Here is a 24638-nt window from a genome sequence, read left to right on the forward strand (position 1 = left end):
AGCCTGAAACAAGGGAGTTTCTACCATGATTACCCGCTCAGCAAAAGGTTTACCGCCCCTCATCCACGTTCAGGGCGTGGCAACTATCGCATCCTTCTTCCTGACCTTCCTGATTCTGCCGGTACTGGCCCTCAACGCCACCAGCCTGCTCTGGACCCTAGCCAACCTGCCCCGCACCTACCGGGTGCTCCCGGCAAAAATCCTCCTGCTCCAAATCTTCTTCTGCGCCGTAAGCCTTTTCCTGCTGATTCTCCACACCGTTGTTCGCAGTGAATCCGTGCTCTAAGCACCCGCCCACTCCACGGCAGCCGCAGAAACAGGCACCATAGCCAGCTTTCTTGCTACTGTGGTGGGTAGAAAACAAACCCTAGCCAGCAGGATAGTAGATGAGCGAGAACACCCCAGGCGGTACCAGCGGCCCCGACAACCAGGGAAGACCCAACACCCCACCGGCAGATGGCGGTAACCGGCACAACCAAGCAACAGGTACAGCCGGGCACCCCAGTGGCCCGCACGAGCCAGGGCTACAGAACCCGCTACCTAACGACCTCAGCAAGGGCTGGATGCCCGAAGACAAGCGCCAACGTCCCTTCTCACCGCTACCGGCACCCAAGCTCTTTGGCTACCAGTCCCTACTGCCCTTCAAGTTCATCAACGCCATTCGGCACCCCGCCGAGCTGCCCCTGGTCATCATGGCCTACGCCCTGACCCTACTGGCCTACGTGGGTGGGGCCGTCTACCTGATCTCATCCTTCATCGCTCTTGTCACCGACAGTAAACCCGCCTTCAGTGGCTTAGGGAGCCTGGTCAGCCAGCTGGTTGTCCTGGCTATCTACCTGCCCCTAGGGATCTTCCTGGCCCGTGCCCTCATGTACGCCCAGCTACGCATGACAGGTGTGCGCATCAGCCCCACCCAGTTCCCCGATGCCTACCAGATGGTCGTTGAAGCGGCCCAGGCAGCGGGCCTGCGTCGAGTACCCGATGCCTACGTCGTACTCGGTAACGGTGTCATCAACGCCTACGCCGCCGGGCACGGGCACCGCCGTTTTATCGCCATCTATTCCGACCTCTTCGAAATCGGTGGGGCCGCACGCAACCCCGAGGCACTGCGCTTTATCATCGGCCACGAAGTCGGTCATATTGCCGCCGGCCACACCGGCTACTTCCGCCTGATCTTCACCTCCTTCTTCATGCAGATCCCTATTGCGGGCAAGCTCCTCTCCCGCACCCAGGAATACACCGCCGATAACTTTGGCTACCGCTACGCACCGGAGGGGGCAGAAACCACCACCTGCGTCCTGGCCGCCGGTAAATACCTGGTCAACGATGTGAACTTCCACGAACTAGCCAACCGCGCCGTCTACGAGCGGGGCTTCTTCACCTGGGCCTACAACCTGACCACCACCCACCCGCCAGTGACCTGGCGCGCCCACGCCCTGCGTGACCGCAGCGAGCCGGGCCGTCTGATCTGGCGGCCCAAGAACAACCCGCCCTACCCCCTCTCCATGATCCCTGCGGCAGAACCCGCTGAATCCTGGGCTGACCCCCTCCAGGCCCTTGACTACATGGGTATTTACCCCGAAAATCCGGCTAACCAGCACTGGGGTTCTGTAGAAACAACCTACCGTAAGCCCGCCCAATACCGGGACCGTAGAGTCGCAGATATGCTCAATAACGGTTGGATTCCCCCGCACCTGCGCCAAGCACCTCAGCCACCACAGGGGCCGGGCATGCCAGGCCAGCAGAATCAAGCACCAGCTCACCCTAAGGCACCTCCGGCCCAGGCTGATACCCCTCCCACCACAGAACCAGAAAATGGCGGCCCCAGGCCGTCAGATTCCTAGCCACCACCACCACCGTGTCTCCTCAACGTCCGCTCAAAACCTGGCGGCCCGACCCGCTCATTACCCTCATCCTGATAGCTCTTATCCTGGCTATCCTTGCACCCGCGCGGGGGGACTTCGCGCAGGGGTTCAGCCTAGTCACCAAGCTAGCTATCGGCTTGCTCTTTTTCCTCTACGGCGCGCGCCTCTCACCCCAAGAAGCCCTCCAGGGCCTCAAACATTGGCAGCTCCACGGCACCATCCTGGCCCTCACTTTTATCCTTTTCCCGCTGATTGGTCTTGCCCTCTACCCCCTACAGGCGGTCATCGGCAGGGAACTTTACCTGGGCCTGCTCTTCATGACCCTGGTGCCCTCCACCGTGCAGTCCTCGGTCGCCTTTACCTCCCTAGCTAAGGGCAACGTAGCCGGTGCCATCGTCAGCGCCAGCACCTCCAACCTTGCCGGGGTAGTCCTCACACCCCTACTGGTCATGCTTCTGATGCGCAGTGATCAGCTGGTTATCTCTGGCTCAGTCTTTGGGAACATCGCCATTCAGCTCCTGCTGCCCTTTATCCTGGGCCAGCTTCTGCGCCGGTGGGTGGGAGAAATTGCCCGCAACAAACTGACCAAGCATATTGACCGGCTTTCTATCGCCATGGTGGTCTACGCGGCCTTTTCGGACGGTATTGTGCAGGGCATTTGGAGGCGTATTAGTCCCTGGCAGATTCTGTTTCTGGTGGTTCTCTCCCTGCTCCTGGTGGAGTTCCTGCTCTGGCTCAGCGGGGTCCTTGCCCGCAAACTGGGCTTTAGCTACGGCGACCGGGTCGCTATCCAATTCTGCGGCTCCAAGAAGTCCTTAGCCACGGGCCTGCCCATGGCCGCCGTCATTTTTGGTGGAGCCCAGGTGGGTGCCCTCATTCTGCCGCTGATGATTTTCCACCAGGTTCAGCTCATGGTCTGCGCGGCTAAAGCCGCCCGCTGGGGCAGGCAGGCGCACGAAACCCCCTAAGAAGCAAGTCCGGCTCGGCTCTCACACGGCGCAGGTGCAGCCCTCCTGCCGGGGCACCTACCCCGCAGCTACCACACCAGGCACAGTAGTTGCTATGCCCCTGGCCTATGCCAAGGCTGTTAGCTCAACCTGTCCCTCACGTGCGTAAGTTTTTCCATCATCACCCAAGCTCAATAACTTGGCCGCCGTCTCGACCGCCCACCTCTGCGTGGGGTAGATCAATGTCTCCAGGGCATCGGCAAGGGGAAGCCACACAAACTGATCGTGGAGAGTCTCATCAAGCTCCACAGGCCCAGGGGGCATGATAGCTACCGCATTCGGAACCAGCATCACCGTATCGTAGTTATCATCATAAAACTGTGCTACATTACGAAACTTAAAAAGCTGGCTGGGCCAGCTTCCTGTCTTAGCATGAACCTGACGCGCGAAAGCATCCGAAATGCGTTCCCCCTGCACCAGTTTGCCCGACACAGTTTGCCACTCACCGGGCATAGGAACCGCGGCATCTGTGCTCAAACGGCGTAATAATAAGAACTCCAGGCTCCCGTCTTCCCTCCACCGGGCGGGGTGTACATCAACATAAAAAACGCCGACTGGGCGAAGACACTCCCCAAAATCATCAATTCGCATTTGCTTGTCCTTTCACCTAGCTGAGATTGCCATAAGCACATATAACTATAGGAAAGGTGCATCCTGCACCTTCGCTGCCGAACGGATAAAAACCCACAACCACTATTGGCTTTCACGGTATTGAACGCTGTTCGCACCTAGCCTACAGTGGGAGCCATGACTCTCACACAGGCACTCCTTGGTTTCGCCGGTATCGCTTTCCTGATTACCGTCATTCCCGCCACCGATACCGCCCTAGTACTGCGTTCCTTGGTGGCCGGGGGCAAGAAAAGCGCCTACGCCTGCGTCATGGGTATTACCAGCGGGCTCCTAATCTGGGGAGTCACCGCCGCAACCGGCCTAGCCGTGCTCATGGCAGCCGCACCCACCGTCTTCGACCTGATGACGGTAGCCGGTGGTCTCTACCTCATCTATCTGGGAATCAGCTTCCTCCTCACCCTGCGCCGCTGGAACCAGGTCACCGCCCTCAAAACTGAGCAGGCCGCCCTAGCTTCTCTGCCCCAGCCCGCACCCGGCGAACTGGGTCAGGCCGCACTCGGCGGACACCAGGCCCCCCGCCCCTCAGGTAGCGCCCACAAGGATTTTCTAGCCGGCTTTATCGCCAATATCCTCAACCCCAAAATCGCGGTCTTCTATATTGCTAGCGTGCCGCCCTTTATGGTTGCCAGCGTCAGCCCGGTCCTCATGGGATCCCTGCTGGCCTTGATTCACGGCGGCATTAACGTGGCCTGGTTCGCGGTCATTATCTCCCTGGCCACCCTAGCCATGAAGTGGCTACTGCACCCCCGCGCGGCCCTGGTCATTGACGGAGTCGCCGGAGCCGTCCTGCTCGTTTTCGGGGTGCTCATTCTGGTGGAGGCCACCCACAAGTTCCTCTAGGCCCACAGGGACAGAAGGAAACCCCCAACTAAGGCCAGAAGCCCTAGAGCCCCAGGGCCTGCACCGCCCGCACCAGGGAGATATGGGCAAGTGCCTGCGGGAAGTTACCGGTCAATCGCTGCTCGTCAAAAGAGTATTCGGGGCTCATCAAGCCCAAATCATTAGCCTTATCCAGAACCGTATCAAGCAGGGCACGGCCATCCTCTTCGCGGCCCGAACGAATATACTGTTCAGCCAACCACAGCGACGAAACGAAATGAGGGTTACTCTGCCCCTCAAAGCCATCATGAGAATCCGAATTATCGTAGCGGTAAATCATGCCCGACGGGTGACGGATAGTCTGCTCTATTCGCTCTACCGTTGCCAACAGACGGGGGTCATCCCAGGCTAAGAGGCCAATCTGGGGTAGCTGGAGCAGGGAGGCATCAACCGAGGAACCGCCGTAGGTGGAGACAAAGCACCCCAGCTCCTGGCTGTAGCCCCTGGTCAAGATATCTTCAGCTACTGTATCGCGGCAGTGCTCCCAGACGGCGGCGTCCCCGTCCAGCCCGAAGTCGCGCACCGCCGAAACACCGGCATCGAAAGCCGCCCAGAGCATGGCCTGAGAGTGGGTATAGACGGCAGGTTCACCAAAGGTTTCCCACATGGAACGGTCGGGGTGGCCGATGCGCTCGGTCGCAGCATTGAGCAGAGCCTTTTGGAGGGGCCAGGACAGATGGTCCTCGGCCACCCCCTGCTCGCGCAGGTGGGCAAAAGTAACCAGCACCTGGCCCAGGGCATCACCCTGGAAACGATCGCCAGTGCCATTGCCGGAACGGACGGGCTGGGAGCCCTCGTAACCGGGTAGGGCTAGGCGGCGCTCGATGTCGTCTTTTTCACCAGCCAGCCCGTAGACCGCGTGAATCTGACGCGGATTATTAGCCAGCGCGCGCAGAACCCAGTTGCGGAGCTGGGCGGTTTCGCGTTCGTGGCCGTGGGCCAGGGTAACATCCATAGCCATGGCAACGTCGCGGAGCCAGGTGAACCGGAAGTCATAGTTGCGTTTGCCACCAATAACCTCGGGCAGAGAGGTAGTCACCGATGCAACCAGGGCACCGGTTTCGCGGGAAATCAGGGCGCGCAACAGCAGCAGGGAACGCAGGCGAGCTGCGCGGTAACGCTGGTTAGCCTCATTACGGAGGCCCGATGCAGTAGGCACAACAATCTGCTGAGCCGCAGTCTGAGCTAGCTCCTGGTAGGTTTCTAGGTCTACCTCAGGAGCGGCGGTGTTAGAACCGGCATCCAGTAGGGATGAGGGTTTCTCGTACTCCTGCTCCACATCGCGGACCGCCGAAATCACAGTGGCCTGGGCTGTGGTGCCGGCGTCATCGGCGGCCGGGGGCTCTTCGTCCACAGAGGCAGGCGTGTAGAGATCAGACCATTCGCCCCACTGCTCCTGGGTGTAGGTCAAGGCGGTGAGGTAGTCCACCGGCGCAGGCGGGTTGTGGTTGGAGGCAAAGTAGGACAAGGTAAAGGTGTAGCTCTGACCTGCCGAGACGGTGAAAGTTTCGGCTTTAGATTCAGGGTCGCCCTCAGGCAGAGAGTCACCCCGGAAGACCAGCGCATGGGGGCCTGCCATTCCCACCAGCATGTCAGCGGATGGGTCGGCCTTACCTGCGGTATCGACACCGCCGTAACGGGTCACCCAGGGAATAGTGCGACCGTAGTCAAAGCGTAGGGCTAGCTCGTGGTACATGGTGACTTCGCCGGTCAAGCCCTCAACGTTACGGACGATAGTGGTCCCGCCGGAGAGCGGCATAAATTCGGTAACCCGCACACTGGAATCACCCACAAACCAGACGGTTTGCAGAATGAAGGTGTTTTGGCGGTAGGAACGTTCGGTGCGGATCTCTTCTACCGGTGCAGGATTGACCGATTCGAGGGGAGCTAAAAGCCATCGACCGTGCTCGCGTTCGCCCAACAGAGCCGCAAAAACGGCCCGAGAGTCAAAGCGCGGGGCGCAGAACCAGTCGATGGAACCGCTACGCGAAACAAGCGCACCGGTATTCATGTCTGAGAGTAGGGCGTAGTCCTCGATGTAAGAAGCCATGTCTTTCAGTCTAACAGGGTACTTAGTATCGGGCCGGGCTGGAGAATTTCTATGACACCCCTTGAATATATACCCCCTAGGGGTATATGTTAAGAGGCATGAGCCAAGAACATTGCCCGGTAGAACACCAGCACGGCTACACCGCAGATAAAGATGCCTACCTCAAGCGGCTCCGCCGCATCGAGGGGCAGGTGCGCGGTATCCAGCGCATGGTACACGAGGGTACCTACTGCATAGACATCCTTACCCAGGTCTCAGCCATCAACGCAGCCCTCCACAGCGTCTGTCTGCAACTGCTCGAAGACCACGTTCGCCACTGCCTTGTCGACACCGCCCATCAGGCACACGATACCGGGCACACAGAACCGCTCGACGAAAAAATCTCAGAAGCCATGGCCGCTATCTCGCGCCTGGTCAAGAGCTAACCCAAGGAGAAAATCATGACCACCACCGTCAAAGCAAGCGGCCTCACCTGCAACCACTGCGCCATGAGCGTGCGCGAAGAAATCGAAGAGATCCAGAACGTCACCGGCGTTGAGGTTGAGGTTGTCAAGGACGGCCAATCCACCGTCACCATCAGCCACACCGGTGATCTTGACCCCGCCGCTGTCACCGCCGCTATTCAAGAAGCCGGGTTCACCCCGGTCGCCTAAGCCCCTAACCGGGCGGGAAAGCTACCTCGTTGGCAAGCCCCCTAAATGCCAGCCCCCTAAAACGCCAGTCCTGAGCCAGCTTAGTCAGGGGTAGCTCTCCCGCCAGCCCCGCCAGTTGGCTACCAAGGCGCACCAGCCCCTAAATGCCAGCACTGAAAGAAAGAGCTATGCCCACAGCCCCCGCCCCGGACCTTTTGACCGGTGACACTCGCATCGTCACCCTGAGCGTAGGGGGCATGACCTGCGCTTCCTGCGTGGGGCGGGTGGAACGCAAACTCAAAAAGATAGGGACAGCTCCCTCGGTGAACCTGCCCCTAGAAACCGCGCGGGTAATCGCCCCGGCAGATATGCCCGATGAGCACATCATCGAAACCATCGAAAAGGCCGGCTACACCGCCTCCCTCAAAAATGATGAGGCCCAGTGCCCAGACGAGGATGCTCAGGCAAGGCTTCTCCCCCAGCTCATCCTGGCGGCCTTGCTGAGCATACCCGTCCTCCTTATCTCTATGTTCGCCACCTTCCAGTTCCCCCACTGGGGCTGGGTGGTAGCGGGCCTCACCCTGCCGGTGGCCACCTGGTCGGCGCTCCCCTTTCACCGCCCGGCCTGGACCAATCTACGCCACGGCTCCTTGACCATGGACACCCTCATCTCTTTGGGTGTTATTGCCAGCTACGCTTTTTCGCTCTGGCAACTTGCCACCAACCCCGGCATGACCGCCCACGCGAGCAGCTCCCACGGCGGGCACGGCATGGAACACATGCTCTACTTTGATGCAGCCACCATGATTACCCTCTTTTTGCTGGTGGGGCGTTATATTGAGCACCGCACCCAGCGCCGCTCATCCCAGGCTTTACGCGCCTTGCTCAGTGTAGGAGCCAAGAGCGCTACCATCCTTCAGGGCGGTGCACAGGTAGAAGTCCCGGTCAAAGACCTGCTCCCCGGCGACATCTTTCTGGTACGCCCCGGCGAGAAAATTGCGGTGGACGGGCAAGTAATCGAGGGACGCTCCGCCCTGGACACCTCCCTGCTGACCGGTGAGTCCCTCCCCCTGGAGGTCGGTGTGGGTGACACCGTCATTGGTGCAACCATCAACACCTCCGGGGCACTCACCGTCCGCGCAACCCGCGTGGGTACCGAGACGGTCCTGGCCCAGATGAGCCGCACCGTAGCCCAAGCCCAAACAACCAAGGCTCCCATTGCCCGCCTAGCCGATAAGGTATCGGCGGTCTTTGTTCCCATAGTTATTGGGGTAGCTGTGCTCACCCTGGCTGGCTGGCTCCTAGTGACCGGCGATATCAACGATTCCTTCACCGCCGCTGTCTCCGTCCTGGTCATTGCCTGCCCCTGTGCCCTAGGTTTAGCGACCCCTACCGCCCTGCTAGCTGGCACCTCGCGCGGGTCCCAGCTCGGCATTCTGATTCGCTCAGCCCAGGTACTAGAAAACACCAAAAAAGTAGGTACTATCGTCCTGGATAAGACCGGAACCGTGACAACCGGTGAGCTGGCTGTGACCGAAGTTTTCCCCTTCCCAGGCTACGACGCCACCAGCCTGCTGGCCCTAGCCGGGGCGGTGGAGGCTCACTCCGAGCACCCCATTGCCCGCGCTGTCGAAGCCGCCGCGCACACAGCCCACAAACAGGGAAGCAGCCACACTCTTCCCTCGGTCACCGATTTTGAGTCAGCCCCCGGTGGCGGCGTGCGAGCAACCCTCCTGCACAAGGGCGCGCACCGTCATATTGTCCTGGGGCAAAAGAGCTTTCTGAGCGGTGAAGGTGTTGAGCTGAGCCAGGCCCAGGACCAGGCCCTGCGCACCCGGCAGGAGGCCGGGCAGACTACCGTGATTCTGGCTGTCGATGGGCAGGTTGCCGGGCTAGTATCGCTCCAAGACTCCCCCAAGCCCGATGCCCTTGCCGCGCTGACCCAGCTTAAAGAACTGGGTCTGACCCCCGTCCTCCTCACAGGTGATGCTCAGCCGGTAGCGCGGGCTATCGCCGCCGAGGTGGGCATTGCAGCCGAGAACGTATTTGCAGAAGTCAGCCCGCACGATAAGCTAGCCACCATTACCCGCCTGCAAGAAGGCGGGCGGGGGGTCGCTATGGTCGGTGACGGCGTGAACGATGCCGCCGCCCTAGCCAAGGCAGACCTGGGTGTTGCTATGGGTTCAGGTACCGATGTGGCCATGGAAGCGGCAGATATGACCATTATGCGCAGTGATCTGGCCGCCCTGCCCACCGCCATCAGGCTCTCTCGGGCTACTCTGCGCCTCATTAAGGGCAACCTCTTCTGGGCCTTTGCCTATAACACGGTAGCAATTCCGGTGGCGGCCGCTGGACTGCTCAACCCCATGATTGCCGCCGCCGCTATGGCCTTTTCGTCAGTTTTTGTAGTATTCAATTCTGCCAGGCTATTGGGTTTCAAGGGATAAACAGCTAGATTGAGAGGTAGGAGAGGGCTCAGGCACAGCCAGTTCTAAAAAGAAATTAAAAAATTTTAGAAATCTGCGTGACATCTGCCGGGCTCACCCCGTCTTAACCTATGACAGCGCAACTGGCATAGGTTGCGGTTTCTTCGGATTCCGCAACCTGCGCTGTCACCTTAATACCTACCTAACAGAAATTAGGAAATAATATGAACCAGACACCTGCAACCACCCCCGCAACCCTGGCTGAAAAGAAGAACCAGGCTCCCGTCAAGAACACCGGTGCAGCAACCGGTCAGGGGACCACCAGCATCAATGACGGTGTTGTCGCCAAGATTGCCGGTATCGCACTGCGCGATGTTGAAGGCGTTTACGATCTGGGTGGCGGTGCCGCTCGTGCCATGGGTGCTCTGCGTAGCGCTGTTGGCCAGGACAACAACCTCAAGCAGGGTATCAGCGTAGAAGTAGGCCAGACTCAGGCTGCTGTTGATCTGTCCATCATCGTTGAGTACCCCCACCCCATCTACGATGTTGCCGAGAACGCCCGTAAGGCTGTTGTAGAGGCTATCCAGTCACTGGCTGGCCTTGAGGTCACCGAAGTAAACATTGAGGTCCTTGATGTTCACGTACCCGGCGATGACCAGGACGCTGAGCAGAAGAACGATGAGCAGGAAAGCCGCGTTAAGTAATGTCTAAAGAATTCACAGGCGCTCTCATAGGAGCCCTTCTGGCCTTTGCTGGCCTCCGCTACGGTTTTGGAGGGTTTGTCCTCTTTGCTGTGCTGATGGCTGCAGGTGCCACGGTTGGGCACCTGGTGCAGAGCTCAGATCTTTCAGTGGGTAACATGCTGGATTCGGTACGTAAGAATTCATCATCACGCTAATCCCAGAATTCCAAATTCATGCGCAGGTGGTTACTCAACCACCTGCGCATAGGATAGATCAGGCTTTTAATGAATAAAAATACCACCGATAGCGGCCCCGGTAGCACGAGAGTACGCAAGAAAGCTCTTGTCTCTATGTCTCATGCGGTAGCGGCTCAGGAACTTGGTGTGCCCTCCGATCATGTCCAGTCATCAATTTTTGATGATGCTGGCAAGCTGGGGGTAGATATCAACCTTGACTACCCGCTTGGCCCAATCCATGATGCAAAAGCTCTTGCTCAAGGTACCCACGGGCAGGGAACTATTTTTGATCTTCTTGCCCAGGCGCGGGCTCGTATAGCCCGGCAACTTACTCAGCTCTGTGGCTCAGAAGTGGGATCAATCAACATAGCACTCGATGGAACAACTAGCCCCAGCAGTGATAAGGCAAGGGTGCAATGAAGCAACAAAACTCTACACCACAGCATCAGCAGACCTCAGGCCAGGTTGACCAGGCCTCTTTCATCGGTTCACGGCAAGAAGCTGGCCCTTATGAGCGCTTACTGGCCCGCCAGGAGACTCACTCATCCCGCTGGCTGACCACAGTCATTGTCAACACTGTACTCATTTTGAGCCTTTCCTGGCTGGGCACAGAACTTGTTCTTTCGGCCCTGGGCCAACCTCCCCTCCTCATCACCGGCGAGGATCTCTTTTCAGGCTTCTTTAAGCTCGATGAGCTTCTCAGCCCTCTTTGGGGCGTCATCATTGGGTCAGTTCTAGTTCTACTGGGGCTGGTATTGCTTGCCCTCAGCCTCCGTCCGGGGCGCCTGAGCCGCCACAGTGCTCGTTCAGGGCGCTTCGCTATGGTGGTTGATAATAAAGCCCTGGCCTCATCCATCAGCGCAAGTGTGCGTGCTCGCACCGGCCTTGACCAGGACCAGGTAGTAACCAGTGTTAGCCCTCGTCAGATTAAAGTTACTGTAACGCCGACCTCTGGCAGGCCGCTGGATCAGCAGCAGGTGCATGAGCTGGTTAAGCAGACAGTAGCCAACCTGGCCTTGCAGGACCAGCCGGGTACCAAGGTAGTTATTGAGAAGCAGGGAGCTATATAAAATGGGTAACACTCCCAGAAAACTAAACCGTTTCTTTCTAGCTGTGCTGGGGTTGGTCTTACTTGTCCTAGGGCTTGTGAGCCTTTGCCTTCCCCTTGTGCCCCAAGCTCAAGATCTATGGGCCGAGTATGTACAGCCCTTGGAGGAACCTGCCCGAGCTGCCTTTGATAGGGTTGCCTTCAACACCGTTGACGGTCAGACAAGCCTACTGACCCTGCTTTTTGTTCTCTTGCTTCTCTTAGTTGTAATCGCCCTCATGATGGGAATAATTGCTCAGAAGCCTAAGAAATCAAAGACCCTGCTCAGTCAGCAGGACACCCAGACCGCTGGACGAACCACTATCTCCGATAAGTTCATCAAGCAGGCCATCACCGATGGCTTTGAAAGTCACCCCGACATCCTCTCGGTATCCGTCAGCTCCCAGGAGCTCAAGCGCTCCTCAGCCTGCTCGGTCAAACTTGAGGTCAGACAGGGTGCTGACATCGCCAGCCTCGAAAAAAGGGCAGCCCAGGTTGTTGCGGGCTTAGATCAGCTTTTGGGTCACAAGATTCCCTTACTGGTCCGAGTGACCGGTGGACTGCGGTCCACCTTCGCAGACGAGACCCAGCGGGTTCGGTAAAATAAATTGTCTCTAAATTCTAAGCGCGGTGCACTGTCCCCCCAGAGCATCGCGCTTAGCCATAGGGGGTTTCCCCCGTCAATACTTTCAGGAGTCTGTAGTGACAGAACTGAGCAACCGTCACCTCGCGGAGTTAGCGCCAAGCCTACTTCTGCAGCGAGCTGTTGATGGTGACTCGCAGGCTTTCCGCTTGCTGGTACAACCATATTTACCCATGATGCGGGCCTATGCTATTCGACTAACCGGTAACTCAGCGGATGCGGATGATGCCCTCCAAGATTCTCTTCTACAGGCCTGGCAAAAGCTTGATACCCTCCAGGATCCCGCTCAGTTTAAAAGCTGGGTGATGAAACTGACCGGTCGCAAAAGTATCGACCTGCTCAGGAAGCGCAAACCTAACGCAGATATCGATGACTACCACCACCTCAGTGATGGTTCAGCAAGTCCTGAGGACCTTGCAATGAGCCGCTCTGAGATTGATACGCTCAGCCAGGCCCTCAAGAAACTACCGGTAGATCAGCAGCGAGTCTGGATCATGCGTGAATACGGCGCCTGTAGCTACCAAGAAATTGCTCAGTCCCTGGGGATGAGCACACCCAGCGTCCGGGGCAAACTCGCACGTGCACGGGCCACACTCCTCGAAGAGATGGAGGGAAAGAACTAAAATGACTAACTGCAGTATTCCTCTAAGCGCCCTGAGCAGCTGGGTTGATGATTTAGAGACAGACTCACAGAAGCCACAGCTAACACGTCATATTGATTCATGCCCGGAGTGCGACCGCAAAGTCGCCTCTCTTCACAAGCTTCATTCCCTCGCTAGCCAAGACTTTGACCACGAGGTTAAAGAGTTAGAGAAGGATTTGAGCTGGGCGGAGAACCTCCTGAGCAATCTGGTTCTAGAAGCCAAGGCAGGCCGTTCAATTCCCCTACCCTCACCACACCAGGCTGTACGCATCCGCCAGGACGAAGGGGCGGTTGTGGCAGCTGTAAGAGCTGTTGCAGATGAACTTGATGAAGTAATCATCGGCCAGTGCCGGCTAGAAGGTGACATTGAGACCCCAGGGGCTCCTGTGGAAGTCAATGTGACAGCATCTGTTCAGATAGGTCTGGTTATCCCAGATTTGGCCCAAGCCCTGCGCTCTAGTATTCAGGAATCACTGGAACGGTGCAGCGAGCTTAATATTGTCGCAATCAATATCACGATTCAGGACCTTCATGAAAAATCCCTCAATGACTAGCCCAAGTGCGCCCATCCAGGAAATCTACCTTGAGCCTGCTGATGCCCCGGCCTCTCAGGAACAAGAAGGGGCTAGTAAACCTCACGACAGGAGCGCTGGGGAGCTTGACCTTGACCGCTTGCGGCAGCTAGTTCTGCAGGTTCCAGGGGCTCATAAGCTATACCCGCGTACTCCTTACCTGATAGACCTGGTCCGTGCCCCGCTCTTGACGGAAGATACCGAAAGGGCCCAAGCTTTAGAGCACGACGCTGAGCAAGCCAGCTCCCTGCCTGCCCAAGTCAAGGTTAGATTGGGTATCACTGCAAGCCACAATGTAGTTGAGGTTACCCAAGAGGTGGGGTTAGCCCTAGCTGCCGAGCTACCCGGCCACCCTATCCATCTTGAAGTCGTTAGTTGCTCATAAGCTGACTCTGAGGTTCTCCGGTTGATACCCGGTCTAGCTAGCCAAGAATCTGTGAACGGTAGGCTGAGGGACTTAGACCGTACTGAGTTTTAAAGGCTTTGCTCACATAGGAGGGATCAAAGAGGGCGTAGCGGGCGCTGATGGCCTGCACGGACTCTGCCCTGTAGCGCGGGTTTGCTAGGTCCTCTCGGATTCTTTCCAGACGGCGGACACGAATAAAGGCAGAGACTGTCTGCTGGTGGGCTGAAAAACGGCTGTGGAGTTGGCGTAGAGAAATATAGAGAGCTTCAGCTATTTTGCTGGGGCCTAGATCTGGGTCGTCCAGGTGCTCCTCTATGTAGGCTACTGCCCGGTGATATATTGTGTGTGCCGGTTGACGCCCAGCTTGTGTAGACTCAGCAATCATAACTGTAATGACCATCTCTAGGGCAGAGCGTACCAAGGCTAAGGCGTGAGGCCCTCCTAGCTCCTCCAGATTGGTCGCTAGCTGCTCAAAAAGCGGAACCGCGAATTTCCCAAGCCCCTGGGATTCAGAAACCGGAGTGGCCGTTATCAGGTCGGTATATTCAGGGCTGAGGTGTACGAAGCTCTGCGGGAAAAGTACGACCAGGCTACGTTGGGGACCGGTGTAATCAAGTCGATAAGGACGCTTGGTGATATAGAGAGCAAGGTCGCCGGGGTTAAGGGTGCACCTACGGCCATCCTGGCTTACCTGGGATTGTCCCTCTAATTGCAGGCTGAGTTTGCAGTAGCCGCCCTGTACCTGCTCTGAGGGCTCAGGGTCCCTGCTAACTGAATGGGCCGGTGTGCGCATGTCCAAGAGCATAATTTCCCCCAGGGAGGCAGTGCGAGCGCTGGCCCTAAAGCTACCTGGGTTGGGTGCTTTGATCTCCAGGGGGCCAAAAGTCTCCCGGACCCGCTCAACCCACTGGGTAAAGCCCATAGGGTCGTGGTGCCGAAAGTGGTAGGGGGAAGACTGCTGAACGGGCTGGCGCATGGATTACCTTTCTGGGGGGCTTCTCACACTTTAGCGGAAGTGAGGCGTAGCACACCAGGCCAAGGGTTGTGCGCTCCCCACCTAACGCAACCCTGCAGCCCAATCCCACCATGGATATAACTGTTCATACATAACTAAGGAGCTGACAGTGTCGTCACTACCCACCACCTACCAGGAACTTCTTGAGCGCGTCACCACCGGTGGCAGCCGAGAGGTTTTTGACCCGGCAACCGAAGAGCTCATTGGTCTTGCACCGGTGCAGGGCGAAGACGTCCTCAACGAGCTGGTCGAGAAAGCCCGGGCGGCCCAGCCAGCCTGGGGTGCCCTCTCGCACGCTGAGCGTAGCGACTACCTGATGAAGATGGCTGATGCCATTGAGGCAAGCGCTGAGCCGCTGGCTGAGCTCCTTTCCAGGGAGCAAGGCAAGCCCCTGAACGGACCTAACGCCCGTTTTGAGGTCGGTGGTTGCGTGGCCTGGACCCGGGCTACAGCCTCCTTTGCTATGGATGAGGAGGTCTTGGTAGATGATGAAGAGACACGGGCTGTCCTCAATTATCGGCCTATCGGTGTAGTAGGTGGCATTGGCCCCTGGAACTGGCCGCTGATGATTTCTATCTGGCAGATTGCCCCAGCCCTGCGTATGGGCAACACTATTGTGCTCAAGCCCTCTGAGTACACCACTTTGAGCGTGCTGGCCCTGGTAGAGATTATCAATACGGTCCTGCCCGAGGGAGTGGTCCAGATTATTGCCGCTGATCGCGGTGTCGGTGCAGCTATGAGCACCCACCCCGGCTTTGACAAGATTACTTTCACCGGGTCTACCGCTACCGGTAGAAAAATTGCTGCCTCGGCAGCAGATACACTCAAGCGGCTCACCCTGGAGCTTGGTGGTAATGATGCCGGTATCGTTCTTGATGATGCTGACCCCAAGGCTATTGCTGAAGGTCTCTTCTGGGGAGCCTTTATTAATACCGGCCAAACCTGCGCCGCTCTGAAGCGTCTCTACGTACCCGACTCACTCTATGATCAGGTCTGCCAAGAGTTGCTAGCTGTTGCCCAGCAGATGCCTATGGGTGTTGGTCTGGACGAGCAGAATGTTCTGGGGCCGCTTCAGAATAAGGCCCAGTACGATATTGTTGCTGATCTGGTCCAGAAAGCTAAGGACTCTGGCGCCCGTATTCTGCTGGGTGGGGATCCCGACGAGAGCGCCAAGGGTTTCTTCTACCCCACTACCTTGGTTGCAGATATTGATGGCGATAATCCTCTGGTGGTTGAGGAGCAGTTCGGCCCGGCTCTGCCGATTGTTCGTTACTCCACCCTGGAAGAGGCCATTGAGGAAGCCAACAAGCTGGATGTAGGGCTGGGCGCTTCGGTCTGGTCTCCTAATATTGAGCGGGCCCGCGAGGTTGCGTCCAAGATTGAGGCCGGTACCGTCTGGATTAATAAGCACGGCGCTATTGATCCCCGTATTCCTTTTGGTGGTATCAAGCAGTCTGGCTACGGCATCGAGTTTGGTGTTGAGGGGCTCAAGCACATGGGCCTACCCCAGGTTATTTGCGAGTAGGGCGCCATCATTTTTTGAGGGCCCCGGCCTGTCTCCTTGTGGAGCGGGCCGGGGCCCTTGTGTACCGCGCGCCCACCCTATGAGGCAAACCTTCGGGTGAGGGCAGTCCGTCACCCTGCCTGACCTTATTTACTGACCAAATGGTAAAAAAATAGTGCGCCCCGGGTGTGCCAAGCCCAGTTTTCATATATGATTTCTTGCAAGGCACTGTGATGCCCGCCTCATAAAGGCCCCTGACTTGACCATGACACACAAGGAGACGCAGATGTCTTCACCCGCCACAGCACACAAAATAAATAAAGAAGAAAGAAAGGTCCTCGCCGGAACCCTCATTGGCACAACCATTGAGTGGTATGACTTCTTCATCTACGCCCAAGCAGCCGGCCTGATCCTGGCCAAACAGTACTTCACACCCGAAGGTGAGGACAACACCCTAGCCCAGATCGTCGCCTGGGCCTCCCTAGGTATCAGCTTCATCTTCCGCCCCCTGGGGGCAGTAGTAGCCGGGCATATCGGCGATAAGTTCGGCCGCCGCATCGCCCTGGTCCTGACCCTCCTGCTCATGGGGCTAGCAACCGTAGGTGTAGGCTGCGTACCCACCTACGCCCAAATCGGCATAGCCGCTCCCCTACTCATCGTCCTGCTGCGCATTATTCAGGGCTTCTCTGCCGGTGGCGAATGGGGCGGTGCGGCCCTCATGTCTGTAGAACACGCCCCCCGCCACCGCCGCGGCTTCTTTGGCTCCTTCCCACAGATTGGCGTACCCCTGGGCATGATTCTGGCAACCCTGGTCAATCTGCTCCTCAACGCCATCCTCACCGAAGAACAGTTCCTAAGCTTCGGTTGGCGCATCCCCTTCTGGTCCTCCATCATCTTGATTTTGGTTGGCTTCTACATCCGCCACTCGGTTGAGGAATCCCCCGTCTTCAAGGAGATGCAAACCCTCAAGAAGAAGGAATCAGCACCCCTGAAACAGCTCTTCAAGAGCAACAAGCGTGAGGTCATCCTGGCCGCCTTAATCTTTATCGCCAACAATGCCGCAGGCTACCTGGTGATCGCCTTCTTTATCTCCTACGGCGTCAAGAACCTGGATATGAGCCGTGGACAAGCCATGACCGCAGCCATCATTGGTGGCCTCAGCTGGCTTATCTTCACCATGGTGGGCGGCTGGATGTCTGATACAGTGGGCCGTGTTCGAACCTTCCAAATAGGCTATGGTCTTATGGCCCTGTGGGCTATTCCCATGTGGTTCCTGATTGATAGCGGCAACTTTGCCCTCTTCACCCTGGCCATCCTGGTACTTACCCTGGCCCTGGGCCCCTCCTACGGCCCCCAGTCCGCTATGTATGCTGAGATGTTCCCTGCCTCCGTCCGTTTCTCAGGTATCTCCATTGGCTATGCCATCGGTGCGATTCTCGGCGGTGCCTTTGCCCCCATGATTGCAGAGATGATTCTCAAGCAAACCGGCCAGTCCTGGATTATTGGTCTCTACATCGCCCTGCTAGCGGTCGTCTCCCTGATTGCCGTCAGCAAGGTACCTCGAGGGATCCAGGAGATAGATTTGCACCCAGCAGATGAAAGCTCCCGGGTTCACTAAGTAACACTTGAGCACAGTAACCGCCAGCCCCCAACCAGAGGGCTGGCGGTTGGCTTTAAGACCGCCCAGCACCCAACCACAAGACTTGACCTAAGTCACATAAAATGACAAGATTTATTGAACGATTGGTCAGTTATTTGGCTCTATGACTCATGCCTTCTCACAAAGGAGTAAGAATGTCCCAGACACCCCAGGCCTATCTCGTGGGAGGCTCCCGCACACCCGTTGGCAGGTATGGAGGCGCCCTGTCCTCCATCCGGCCCGATGATCTGGCCGCCCTGGTCATCAAAGACCTCGTCGAGAAGACCGGCATAGACCCCGCCACTATCGATGAGGTCATCCTGGGCAACGCCAACGGCGCAGGTGAAGAAAACCGCAACGTTGCCCGCCTGGCCTGGCTACTGAATGACTACCCCGATACCGTCCCCGGGATTACCGTCAACCGCCTCTGCGCCTCCGGCATGAGTGCCATTACCCTAGCGGCCCAGATGATTAAGGCAGGGGAAGCTGACCTGGTCATAGCAGGCGGCACCGAGTCCATGTCGCGGGCCCCCTGGGTCATGGAAAAACCGGCAACCGCTTTCGCTAAGCCCGGCCAGGTTTTTGATACCTCTATCGGCTGGCGTTTTATCAACCCGGCCTTTGCCAGCCGTGACAAGTTCACCTACTCCATGCCCGAAACCGCTGAGGAAGTAGCGCGGCAAGAGGGCATCAGCCGGCAAGACTGCGATGCTTTCGCCCTCCGTTCCCATGAGCGTGCCCTGGCAGCTATCAAGGACGGTCGTTTCCGTGACGAGATTGTCCCTGTCACCGTCCGGGATCGTAAGGGGCGCGAAACCCTTGTTGACACCGATGAGGGGCCCCGCCCAGGCACCAGCACAGAAGTGCTGGCCTCCCTGCGCCCGGTAGTGAGCGGTGGGTCAGTAGTAACAGCAGGTAATTCGTCCTCCCTCAACGACGGTGCTTCTGCAATTTTGGTTGCCTCCGAGGCCGCCCTCGAAAAGTACGGGCTGACCCCGCGCGCCCGCGTGGTGACCGGTACCAGCGCCGGTCTTGCCCCCGAAATCATGGGCCTAGGCCCGGTCCCCGCTACCGAGAAGGCGCTGGCACGTGCAGGCTGGTCTGTAGCCGATCTTGACGCTGTAGAACTAAACGAAGCCTTCGCCAGCCAGTCCCTTGCCTCCATGCGTCGCCTGGGCCTCAACGAAGAAATCGTTAACAAGGACGGTGGGGCTATTGCCCTGGGCCACCCGCTGGGATCCTCCGGCTGCCGTATCGTCATCACCCTCTTAGGTCGCATGGAGCGGGAGGAGGCCCAGCGTGGCCTGGCAACCATGTGTATCGGTGTAGGCCAGGGCGCGGCCCTGCTACTTGAAAGGGTCTAAGCGTGTTTGAACATTTCACCGCCCTCACCCTTGAGGAAAGCCAAGATCGCCTGCTGGTGCGCATGAACCGCCCCCAGGTACGTAACGCTATTGACGCAACCATGGTCGCTGAGCTCCACGAAGTATGCGCCTATCTGGAAAACACCCCCAAGATTCTGATTCTGACCGGCTGCCAGGTAGAGGGACGGGGCATTTTTGCCTCCGGTGCCGATATCGCCCAGTTGCGTGAACGCCGCCGGGACGATGCCCTGCGCGGAGTTAACTCGCAGATTTTTGACCGCATCCATAAGCTCCCCATGCCGGTGATTGCCGCTCTTGACGGCTACGCCTTAGGCGGCGGGGCGGAGCTGGCCTACGCCGCCGATTTCCGGCTGGGCACCCCTTACATCAAGATGGGTCAGCCAGAAACCAATCTGGGTATCATTGCCGCCGCAGGTGGTTTGTGGCGGCTCAAAGAGCTGGTCGGTGAGCCGGTGGCCCTGGAGATCCTGCTGGCCGGGCGTATCCTCAATGCCCAGGAGGCCCTGGATTTGCACCTGGTCACAGAGCTGCACGAACCGGATGACCTGCTCCCCGCTGCGCACGCCCTAGCCGACCGCATAGCCGCCCAGGACCCCCTGGCTATTCGCGTCACCAAACGGGTATTTGCCGCCCCCCGGCAGGCCCACCCGCACATTGATGAGCTAGCCCAGGCTATCTTGTTTGAATCCCAGGCCAAGTTTGACCGCATGCAGGCCTTTTTAGACCGCAAAAAGAAGTAGAGGTGTCCTATGACCGAAATTCACGAACTTAAAGTACCCGCCCGCGTAGGCGTGCTGGGCGGCGGGCGCATGGGTGCCGGCATCGCCCACGCCTTCCTGCTGGCTGGGGCGCAGGTTCTGGTGGTGGAGCGTGACGAGCTCAGCGCCCAGGCCGCCCGCGAGAGGGTCGAACGTGACCTGGCTAAGTCGCTAGAGCGCGGCACCTTCGATGGCAATTTGGATGAACTGACCGAACGTTTGAGCCTCTCTCTGAGCTACGCTGATTTTTCTGACCGCCAACTCGTCGTAGAAGCCGTACCCGAAAACTGGGACCTGAAAGTCTCGGCCCTGCGCGCGGTAGAGGAAGAGCTTGATGAAAGCGCATGGTTGGCCTCTAATACTTCATCGCTGTCCATTGATGGGCTGGCAGAATCACTAGAACGGCCAGCTCACTTTATTGGCCTGCACTTTTTCAACCCCGTACCGGCTTCACAACTGGTGGAGGTAGTGCAGTCTAAGCATTCCTCCGATGAACTGAAAACCCTTGCACGCACCTGGGTTGAGGGCCTGGGCAAGACCCCCGTGGTGGTCAATGACGCCCCGGGGTTTGCGTCCTCCCGCCTGGGTGTGGCTATCGCCTTGGAGGCTATCCGCATGGTTGAAGAGGGCGTAGCAAGCCCTGAGGATATTGATAACGCTATGGTGCTGGGCTACAAGTTCCCCATTGGTCCGCTGGCTTTGACCGATGTGGTGGGCCTGGATGTGCGCCTGGGCATTGCTGAGTACCTGGAATCGCAGCTGGGTGAACGTTTCGCACCCCCGCAGCTCATGCGCGACATGGTGGCCCGTGGCGAGCTAGGCCGTAAAAGCGGTAGGGGCTTCTACGACTACAGCTAGGTGCCTGCCCTTACGCTGAGGCCCGGTCTTCGAGAAGCCGCAACAAGTCAGCTTCCGGAGAACCGGGCGGGGCTGACGCGTCTGGGCATCCATCTTTCCAGCGGGGCACCCATTTTACGGACCCGGCAGAAATTTGCCGGACCCACCCGGGCGGGCTACTTTATAAAGAAACTACCCCTTGATGAAGTTGGTGATTCGCAGGGTGCAGAGCCGGTCCCCGCTCTCCTGGTGGGTGATGATAACTTCGTGGGTGGTCAGCGAGCGCCCCAGGTGAATGGCCTGCGCTACTGCGCGCACGGTACCGGCCCGGGAGGATTTGTGGTGGGTGGCGTTGACATCTACACCTACAGCGACCTTGCCCATGCTGGACGCGTGAATAACGGCTGCCCAGGAGCCCACGGCCTCGCCCAGGGCGAGCATGGCTCCACCGTGCAGTAGCCCCAGCGACTGACGGTTCCCCTCAATGGGCATAGTGGCGACAACCCGCTGAGCCGACTCTTCGAGTACTTCCACACCCAGTTTTTGATCCAGCTCCCCCAGCCTAATCTTCCAGAGTTCCGCCTGGTCGGCGGGGCGTGCATCCTGAGTCATGCTTTTGTTTTCCTTTCTGCCCGGCGGGCTGGGCACTTTCTTTCAAGTGTGATGTGAACTATAGTTTATAGCAATAACTGAACGCTCGGTCACTTATTTGCCGGGCTGTCCCTAGCGTTACCACCTGACCGAGCAAAGGAACCCCCATGACGAGCACTGCCCCTCTAGTCCCCAGCTTCATCAAGGGTAACTGGTGGGTGCCCCAAAACCCCTCCAAGGCCCAGGACGTCCTCAAGGCCGTCACCGGTGAGGTCATCTACCGGGTTTCCACCGAGGGCATCGACACCGCCGGGGCCATCGACTACGCCCGCACCGTGGGCCAGGCCAACCTCAGCGCACTAACCTTCCATGAACGCGCCCTGATCATCAAAGAGCTGGCCCTGCACCTGGGCAAGCACAAGGAGGAACTCTACGCGCTCTCCTTTGCCACCGGCGCAACCGCCCGCGACCACTACATCGATGTAGACGGCGGTATTGGCACGCTCTTTACCTTCTCGTCCAAGGGCCGCCGGGAACTGCCCAACGCCCAGGTCATTATTGATGGTGCCCTGGAACCGCTCTCACGCGATGGCTCCTTTATCGGTGAACATATCTACACCACCCTGCCCGGTGTTGCGGTAGAAATTAATGCTTTCAACTTCCCCATCTGGGGGATGCTCGAGAAGTTCGCCCCTGCCTTTATTGCCGGGATGCCCACCATTGTTAAGCCAGCCACCCCCACCGGCTATGTTACTGAGGCCACGGTGCGCATCATGCTGGATTCCGGCCTGCTACCGGAAGGCTCCCTACAACTCATCTCTGGCTCTGCCCGCGATCTGCTGGATCATCTGGACTACCGGGATCATGTTGCTTTCACCGGTTCAGCTGCCACAGCGCAGACTCTGCGTTCCCACCCCAGCGTCCAGACTAAGGGACTGCACTTTACTGCCGAGACTGATTCACTCAACGCCGCGATCCTAGGCCCGGACGCTACCGCTGATACCCCGGAGTTTGAGGCCTTCATTAAGTCGGTCATGGTGGAGATTACCGCTAAGGCCGGTCAGAAGTGTACGGCTATCCGCCGGGTGCTGGTCCCGCAGGGACGTGCCGGTGAGGTCGTTGAAGCTCTTGCCGCTAAAATTTCGGGCCGCGTTGTAGTGGGCGATCCACAGGCTGAGGGCGTGACCATGGGTTCCTTGGCTTCACCCGAGCAGAAAGCGGAGGTCAGCGCAGCGGTAGAGCGGCTGGTTGCCGCAGGCGGTCAGGTTGCCTTCCAGGGGCAGGCCCCCGAGGGCCCCTCCTTCTACCCGGTGACTGTGCTGACCTTTGCTGATGCTCGAACCCCTGAGGTTCACGCGGTAGAGGCTTTTGGGCCGGTGACCTCCGTACTTGAGTACCAGGATGTGGCAGAAGCGGTGGAGCTGGCAGCCCTGGGCGCTGGTTCCTTGGTTGCTACAGTCTGCACCCACGACGATGCTGTGGCCCGCCAACTGGCTTTGGGCATTGCCGCCCACCACGGGCGTGTACTGATTCTAGACCGTGAGGATGCTAAGACTTCTACGGGGCACGGCTCCCCGGTGCCTCATCTGGTTCACGGTGGGCCGGGCCGGGCCGGTGGCGGTGAGGAGCTGGGCGGTGTGCGCGCTATCAAGCATTACATGCAGCGCACTGCCCTTCAGGGCTCACCCAATAAGCTCACTGCCCTGACCGGGGTCTGGCATAGCGGGGCGGATGCTCGCACGGTGACTCGTGCCCAGGTGGAGGCCGGGCAGGGGGTCCACCCCTTCCGCAAGTCTCTGGCGGAGCTGGAGATCGGGGATCAGTTCGCTTCTGACCTGCGCACGGTGACCCTGGAGGATATCACGGCGTTCGCGCAGGAAACCGGGGATATGTTCTACGCCCACACCGATGAGCAGGCAGCTACCGCTAACCCCTTCTTCCCGCGCAGGGTGGCGCACGGCTACCTGCTGGTTTCGTGGGCGGCAGGCCTTTTTGTGGACCCTGCACCGGGCCCGGTACTGGCTAACTACGGCTTGGAGAATCTGCGCTTTATCACACCGGTCACCTACGATGACGCTATCCGGGTGACACTGACCGCTAAGAAGATTACTCCGCGCGTTACCGACGACTACGGCGAGGTCACCTGGGACGCTGTTCTGCACAATCAGAAGGACGAAGTCGTCGCCACCTACGATGTGCTCACCCTGGTCGCTAAAACCTGGCCTATGCAGGAGATGAGCGAGGACTAAAAACTCTCAGTACTAGAGACGGGAAACGGGAGGGGCCGGTTGCACAAGACCGGTGACCCTCCTAGCTCTTAGCTGGGATCGTGAGGTAATGGAATACTCAGTTTGACTACTTTCTTTCCCCTTCTAGCTTGGGCCTTAAGGTTCAACCGCAATGCCCCGGAAGGCCATGTCGACTACGGCGTCGGCCAGGGCCTCAATGTCCCCTCCGCGATCAGGGTCGTACCAGACCGCCAGGGAGTTGATCATACCGAAAATTAGGCGGGCCAGGGTGCGGGCGTCCGCGCTTTCCCTCACCTGCCCCGCCTGCTGGGCCGCCGCGACCAGGGCGGCAAGGCGCACGGTCAGGGCACGGCGCTTATCCAGGGCCGCCTCTTGCACCGGGGTGTTGCCCTTGAGTCTGAGGAGCAAGGTGACCGAGGGCAGGTGTTCAGCGAGCACAAAGACGGTTTGACGGACCACAAACTCTAGGCGCTCTCTGGGGTCAGCTTCTAGCACCTCACCGGCTTCAAAAACCTCTTCGAGGGCATCGAGGGCCCGGTCCAGGGCCGTGCGCAGGATCTCCTCTTTGGATGTGACATGGTGGTAGATTGCGCTCTTAGTCAGCCCCAGCCGTTTAGCCAGCATGTCCATGCTGGTGGCATCGTAGCCGTGCTCGTTGAAAGCCTCAACGCAGACCCGCAGTACCTCTTGGCGGTCGTAGCCGGGGCGGCCTCGTTTGACACGGGCACCGGTCTGAGTGGTGACGGTAGGCTGGGCGCTCACGGGTGGTCCTCTCACATCAGCAGTAGGGGGGCAACCCCTGGGGAAGGGGCGCTTCCCATGCTACTAAAGCACGCGAAGCTTTGAGCGCAGAATACACCTCTACAGAACAGAGAGATGCTGGACCCGGTGACAGGCTTGG

26 protein-coding genes are annotated in these 24638 nt (G+C 58.5%); 21 read left to right on the top strand and 5 right to left on the bottom strand.

Translation table 11 applies throughout. The annotated features are described in order from the left end of the window. Positions 1-25: 25 nt before the first annotated feature. From ACN08Y_RS02850 to ACN08Y_RS02860, 3 genes are all read left to right on the top strand, one after another. A complete protein-coding gene (locus ACN08Y_RS02850) occupies positions 26-286 on the top strand; it encodes a hypothetical protein (RefSeq protein WP_419111777.1) in 261 nt (86 codons plus the stop codon). 100 nt (positions 287-386) lie between these two features. After that, positions 387-1844, top strand: a complete 1458-nt coding sequence (locus tag ACN08Y_RS02855) for a M48 family metalloprotease (RefSeq protein WP_419111778.1) — start codon at positions 387-389, stop codon at positions 1842-1844. Positions 1845-1858: 14 nt separating this feature from the next. Beyond that, positions 1859-2833, top strand: a complete 975-nt coding sequence (locus ACN08Y_RS02860) for a bile acid:sodium symporter family protein (protein WP_419111779.1) — start codon at positions 1859-1861, stop codon at positions 2831-2833. Positions 2834-2938: 105 nt separating this feature from the next. Here the strand turns inward: ACN08Y_RS02860 and ACN08Y_RS02865 are convergent, their stop codons facing one another. Further along, positions 2939-3463: an NUDIX domain-containing protein gene (locus tag ACN08Y_RS02865; RefSeq protein WP_419111780.1), complete on the bottom strand. Its 525-nt coding sequence runs from the start codon at positions 3461-3463 to the stop codon at positions 2939-2941. A 156-nt stretch (positions 3464-3619) separates the two neighbouring features. On the opposite strand from ACN08Y_RS02865, the gene ACN08Y_RS02870 reads away from it, so the two are divergent. Then, a complete protein-coding gene (locus ACN08Y_RS02870) occupies positions 3620-4342 on the top strand; it encodes a LysE family translocator (RefSeq protein ID WP_419104087.1) in 723 nt (240 codons plus the stop codon). 43 nt (positions 4343-4385) lie between these two features. Here ACN08Y_RS02870 and ACN08Y_RS02875 read toward each other — a convergent pair whose 3' ends face one another. Then, positions 4386-6431, bottom strand: coding sequence for a glycoside hydrolase family 15 protein (locus ACN08Y_RS02875; protein WP_419111781.1), 2046 nt, complete (start codon positions 6429-6431; stop codon positions 4386-4388). A gap of 98 nt (positions 6432-6529) precedes the next feature. Here ACN08Y_RS02875 and ACN08Y_RS02880 point away from each other — a divergent pair, with 98 nt between their 5' ends. The 11 genes from ACN08Y_RS02880 (at position 6530) to ACN08Y_RS02930 (ending at position 13738) form a co-directional block, all read left to right on the top strand. Further along, positions 6530-6856, top strand: a complete 327-nt coding sequence (locus ACN08Y_RS02880) for a metal-sensitive transcriptional regulator (protein ID WP_419098908.1) — start codon at positions 6530-6532, stop codon at positions 6854-6856. 15 nt (positions 6857-6871) lie between these two features. Beyond that, on the top strand, positions 6872-7084 hold the full coding sequence (locus ACN08Y_RS02885; RefSeq protein WP_419104084.1) for a heavy-metal-associated domain-containing protein: 213 nt from the start codon (positions 6872-6874) through the stop codon (positions 7082-7084). A 167-nt stretch (positions 7085-7251) separates the two neighbouring features. Further along, positions 7252-9510, top strand: coding sequence for a heavy metal translocating P-type ATPase (locus ACN08Y_RS02890; protein ID WP_419111782.1), 2259 nt, complete (start codon positions 7252-7254; stop codon positions 9508-9510). A gap of 203 nt (positions 9511-9713) precedes the next feature. Continuing rightward, positions 9714-10193, top strand: a complete 480-nt coding sequence (locus ACN08Y_RS02895) for an Asp23/Gls24 family envelope stress response protein (protein WP_419104082.1) — start codon at positions 9714-9716, stop codon at positions 10191-10193. Further along, positions 10193-10387, top strand: a complete 195-nt coding sequence (locus ACN08Y_RS02900) for a hypothetical protein (protein ID WP_419111783.1) — start codon at positions 10193-10195, stop codon at positions 10385-10387. Before ACN08Y_RS02895 ends, ACN08Y_RS02900 begins: the two co-directional genes overlap by 1 nt. Before the next feature lie 69 nt (positions 10388-10456). Continuing rightward, positions 10457-10828: a hypothetical protein gene (locus tag ACN08Y_RS02905; protein ID WP_419098903.1), complete on the top strand. Its 372-nt coding sequence runs from the start codon at positions 10457-10459 to the stop codon at positions 10826-10828. Next, on the top strand, positions 10825-11478 hold the full coding sequence (locus ACN08Y_RS02910; RefSeq protein WP_419104081.1) for a DUF6286 domain-containing protein: 654 nt from the start codon (positions 10825-10827) through the stop codon (positions 11476-11478). The genes ACN08Y_RS02905 and ACN08Y_RS02910 overlap by 4 nt, the downstream gene beginning before the upstream one ends. 1 nt (position 11479) lies before the next feature. Then, positions 11480-12097, top strand: coding sequence for a hypothetical protein (locus ACN08Y_RS02915; protein ID WP_419104080.1), 618 nt, complete (start codon positions 11480-11482; stop codon positions 12095-12097). Positions 12098-12197: 100 nt separating this feature from the next. Continuing rightward, positions 12198-12761: an RNA polymerase sigma factor gene (locus ACN08Y_RS02920; RefSeq protein WP_419098900.1), complete on the top strand. Its 564-nt coding sequence runs from the start codon at positions 12198-12200 to the stop codon at positions 12759-12761. Between the two features lies 1 nt (position 12762). After that, positions 12763-13335: a hypothetical protein gene (locus ACN08Y_RS02925; RefSeq protein ID WP_419104079.1), complete on the top strand. Its 573-nt coding sequence runs from the start codon at positions 12763-12765 to the stop codon at positions 13333-13335. Then, positions 13328-13738 (top strand): hypothetical protein, encoded by a 411-nt coding sequence (locus ACN08Y_RS02930; RefSeq protein ID WP_419111784.1) that lies wholly within the window; start codon positions 13328-13330, stop codon positions 13736-13738. Before ACN08Y_RS02925 ends, ACN08Y_RS02930 begins: the two co-directional genes overlap by 8 nt. Before the next feature lie 37 nt (positions 13739-13775). On the opposite strand, the gene ACN08Y_RS02935 is transcribed toward ACN08Y_RS02930, so the two are convergent. Continuing rightward, the gene (locus ACN08Y_RS02935; protein WP_419098897.1) at positions 13776-14735 is read right to left on the bottom strand and encodes a helix-turn-helix domain-containing protein; all 960 of its coding nucleotides are present in this window, start codon (positions 14733-14735) and stop codon (positions 13776-13778) included. Between the two features lie 148 nt (positions 14736-14883). On the opposite strand from ACN08Y_RS02935, the gene ACN08Y_RS02940 reads away from it, so the two are divergent. The 5 genes from ACN08Y_RS02940 (at position 14884) to ACN08Y_RS02960 (ending at position 20918) form a co-directional block, all read left to right on the top strand. Next, on the top strand, positions 14884-16299 hold the full coding sequence (locus ACN08Y_RS02940; RefSeq protein ID WP_419098896.1) for an aldehyde dehydrogenase family protein: 1416 nt from the start codon (positions 14884-14886) through the stop codon (positions 16297-16299). A gap of 265 nt (positions 16300-16564) precedes the next feature. Continuing rightward, the gene (locus ACN08Y_RS02945; protein WP_419098895.1) at positions 16565-17896 is read left to right on the top strand and encodes an MFS transporter; all 1332 of its coding nucleotides are present in this window, start codon (positions 16565-16567) and stop codon (positions 17894-17896) included. A 176-nt stretch (positions 17897-18072) separates the two neighbouring features. Continuing rightward, positions 18073-19281 (top strand): thiolase family protein, encoded by a 1209-nt coding sequence (locus ACN08Y_RS02950; protein ID WP_419104078.1) that lies wholly within the window; start codon positions 18073-18075, stop codon positions 19279-19281. Between the two features lie 62 nt (positions 19282-19343). Next, positions 19344-20042 (top strand): enoyl-CoA hydratase/isomerase family protein, encoded by a 699-nt coding sequence (locus ACN08Y_RS02955; RefSeq protein ID WP_419111053.1) that lies wholly within the window; start codon positions 19344-19346, stop codon positions 20040-20042. Positions 20043-20051: 9 nt separating this feature from the next. Further along, positions 20052-20918: a 3-hydroxyacyl-CoA dehydrogenase family protein gene (locus tag ACN08Y_RS02960; RefSeq protein WP_419098893.1), complete on the top strand. Its 867-nt coding sequence runs from the start codon at positions 20052-20054 to the stop codon at positions 20916-20918. Between the two features lie 171 nt (positions 20919-21089). Here the strand turns inward: ACN08Y_RS02960 and ACN08Y_RS02965 are convergent, their stop codons facing one another. After that, the gene (locus ACN08Y_RS02965) at positions 21090-21509 is read right to left on the bottom strand and encodes a PaaI family thioesterase (RefSeq protein WP_419104075.1); all 420 of its coding nucleotides are present in this window, start codon (positions 21507-21509) and stop codon (positions 21090-21092) included. A gap of 146 nt (positions 21510-21655) precedes the next feature. Here ACN08Y_RS02965 and paaZ point away from each other — a divergent pair, with 146 nt between their 5' ends. Then, on the top strand, positions 21656-23737 hold the full coding sequence (paaZ, locus tag ACN08Y_RS02970; RefSeq protein WP_419098891.1) for a phenylacetic acid degradation bifunctional protein PaaZ: 2082 nt from the start codon (positions 21656-21658) through the stop codon (positions 23735-23737). A gap of 135 nt (positions 23738-23872) precedes the next feature. Here paaZ and ACN08Y_RS02975 read toward each other — a convergent pair whose 3' ends face one another. Further along, complete coding sequence (locus tag ACN08Y_RS02975) at positions 23873-24499, bottom strand: TetR/AcrR family transcriptional regulator (RefSeq protein ID WP_419111785.1); 627 nt, start codon at positions 24497-24499, stop codon at positions 23873-23875. Between the last annotated feature and the right edge of the window lie 139 nt (positions 24500-24638).

Source organism: Rothia sp. P5764 (assembly GCF_048512965.1).
Lineage (GTDB): Bacteria > Actinomycetota > Actinomycetes > Actinomycetales > Micrococcaceae > Rothia.

Coding starts and splice junctions, on each gene's coding strand:
- ACN08Y_RS02850 (WP_419111777.1), top strand. CDS start 26: ATGATTACCCGCTCAGCAAAAGGTTTACCGCCCCTCATCCACGTTCAG.
- ACN08Y_RS02855 (WP_419111778.1), top strand. CDS start 387: ATGAGCGAGAACACCCCAGGCGGTACCAGCGGCCCCGACAACCAGGGA.
- ACN08Y_RS02865 (WP_419111780.1), bottom strand. CDS start 3,463: ATGCGAATTGATGATTTTGGGGAGTGTCTTCGCCCAGTCGGCGTTTTT.
- ACN08Y_RS02870 (WP_419104087.1), top strand. CDS start 3,620: ATGACTCTCACACAGGCACTCCTTGGTTTCGCCGGTATCGCTTTCCTG.
- ACN08Y_RS02875 (WP_419111781.1), bottom strand. CDS start 6,431: ATGGCTTCTTACATCGAGGACTACGCCCTACTCTCAGACATGAATACC.
- ACN08Y_RS02880 (WP_419098908.1), top strand. CDS start 6,530: ATGAGCCAAGAACATTGCCCGGTAGAACACCAGCACGGCTACACCGCA.
- ACN08Y_RS02885 (WP_419104084.1), top strand. CDS start 6,872: ATGACCACCACCGTCAAAGCAAGCGGCCTCACCTGCAACCACTGCGCC.
- ACN08Y_RS02890 (WP_419111782.1), top strand. CDS start 7,252: ATGCCCACAGCCCCCGCCCCGGACCTTTTGACCGGTGACACTCGCATC.
- ACN08Y_RS02895 (WP_419104082.1), top strand. CDS start 9,714: ATGAACCAGACACCTGCAACCACCCCCGCAACCCTGGCTGAAAAGAAG.
- ACN08Y_RS02900 (WP_419111783.1), top strand. CDS start 10,193: ATGTCTAAAGAATTCACAGGCGCTCTCATAGGAGCCCTTCTGGCCTTT.
- ACN08Y_RS02905 (WP_419098903.1), top strand. CDS start 10,457: ATGAATAAAAATACCACCGATAGCGGCCCCGGTAGCACGAGAGTACGC.
- ACN08Y_RS02910 (WP_419104081.1), top strand. CDS start 10,825: ATGAAGCAACAAAACTCTACACCACAGCATCAGCAGACCTCAGGCCAG.
- ACN08Y_RS02915 (WP_419104080.1), top strand. CDS start 11,480: ATGGGTAACACTCCCAGAAAACTAAACCGTTTCTTTCTAGCTGTGCTG.
- ACN08Y_RS02925 (WP_419104079.1), top strand. CDS start 12,763: ATGACTAACTGCAGTATTCCTCTAAGCGCCCTGAGCAGCTGGGTTGAT.
- ACN08Y_RS02930 (WP_419111784.1), top strand. CDS start 13,328: ATGACTAGCCCAAGTGCGCCCATCCAGGAAATCTACCTTGAGCCTGCT.
- ACN08Y_RS02935 (WP_419098897.1), bottom strand. CDS start 14,735: ATGCGCCAGCCCGTTCAGCAGTCTTCCCCCTACCACTTTCGGCACCAC.
- ACN08Y_RS02945 (WP_419098895.1), top strand. CDS start 16,565: ATGTCTTCACCCGCCACAGCACACAAAATAAATAAAGAAGAAAGAAAG.
- ACN08Y_RS02950 (WP_419104078.1), top strand. CDS start 18,073: ATGTCCCAGACACCCCAGGCCTATCTCGTGGGAGGCTCCCGCACACCC.
- ACN08Y_RS02955 (WP_419111053.1), top strand. CDS start 19,344: ATGAACCGCCCCCAGGTACGTAACGCTATTGACGCAACCATGGTCGCT.
- ACN08Y_RS02960 (WP_419098893.1), top strand. CDS start 20,052: ATGACCGAAATTCACGAACTTAAAGTACCCGCCCGCGTAGGCGTGCTG.
- ACN08Y_RS02965 (WP_419104075.1), bottom strand. CDS start 21,509: ATGACTCAGGATGCACGCCCCGCCGACCAGGCGGAACTCTGGAAGATT.
- paaZ (WP_419098891.1), top strand. CDS start 21,656: ATGACGAGCACTGCCCCTCTAGTCCCCAGCTTCATCAAGGGTAACTGG.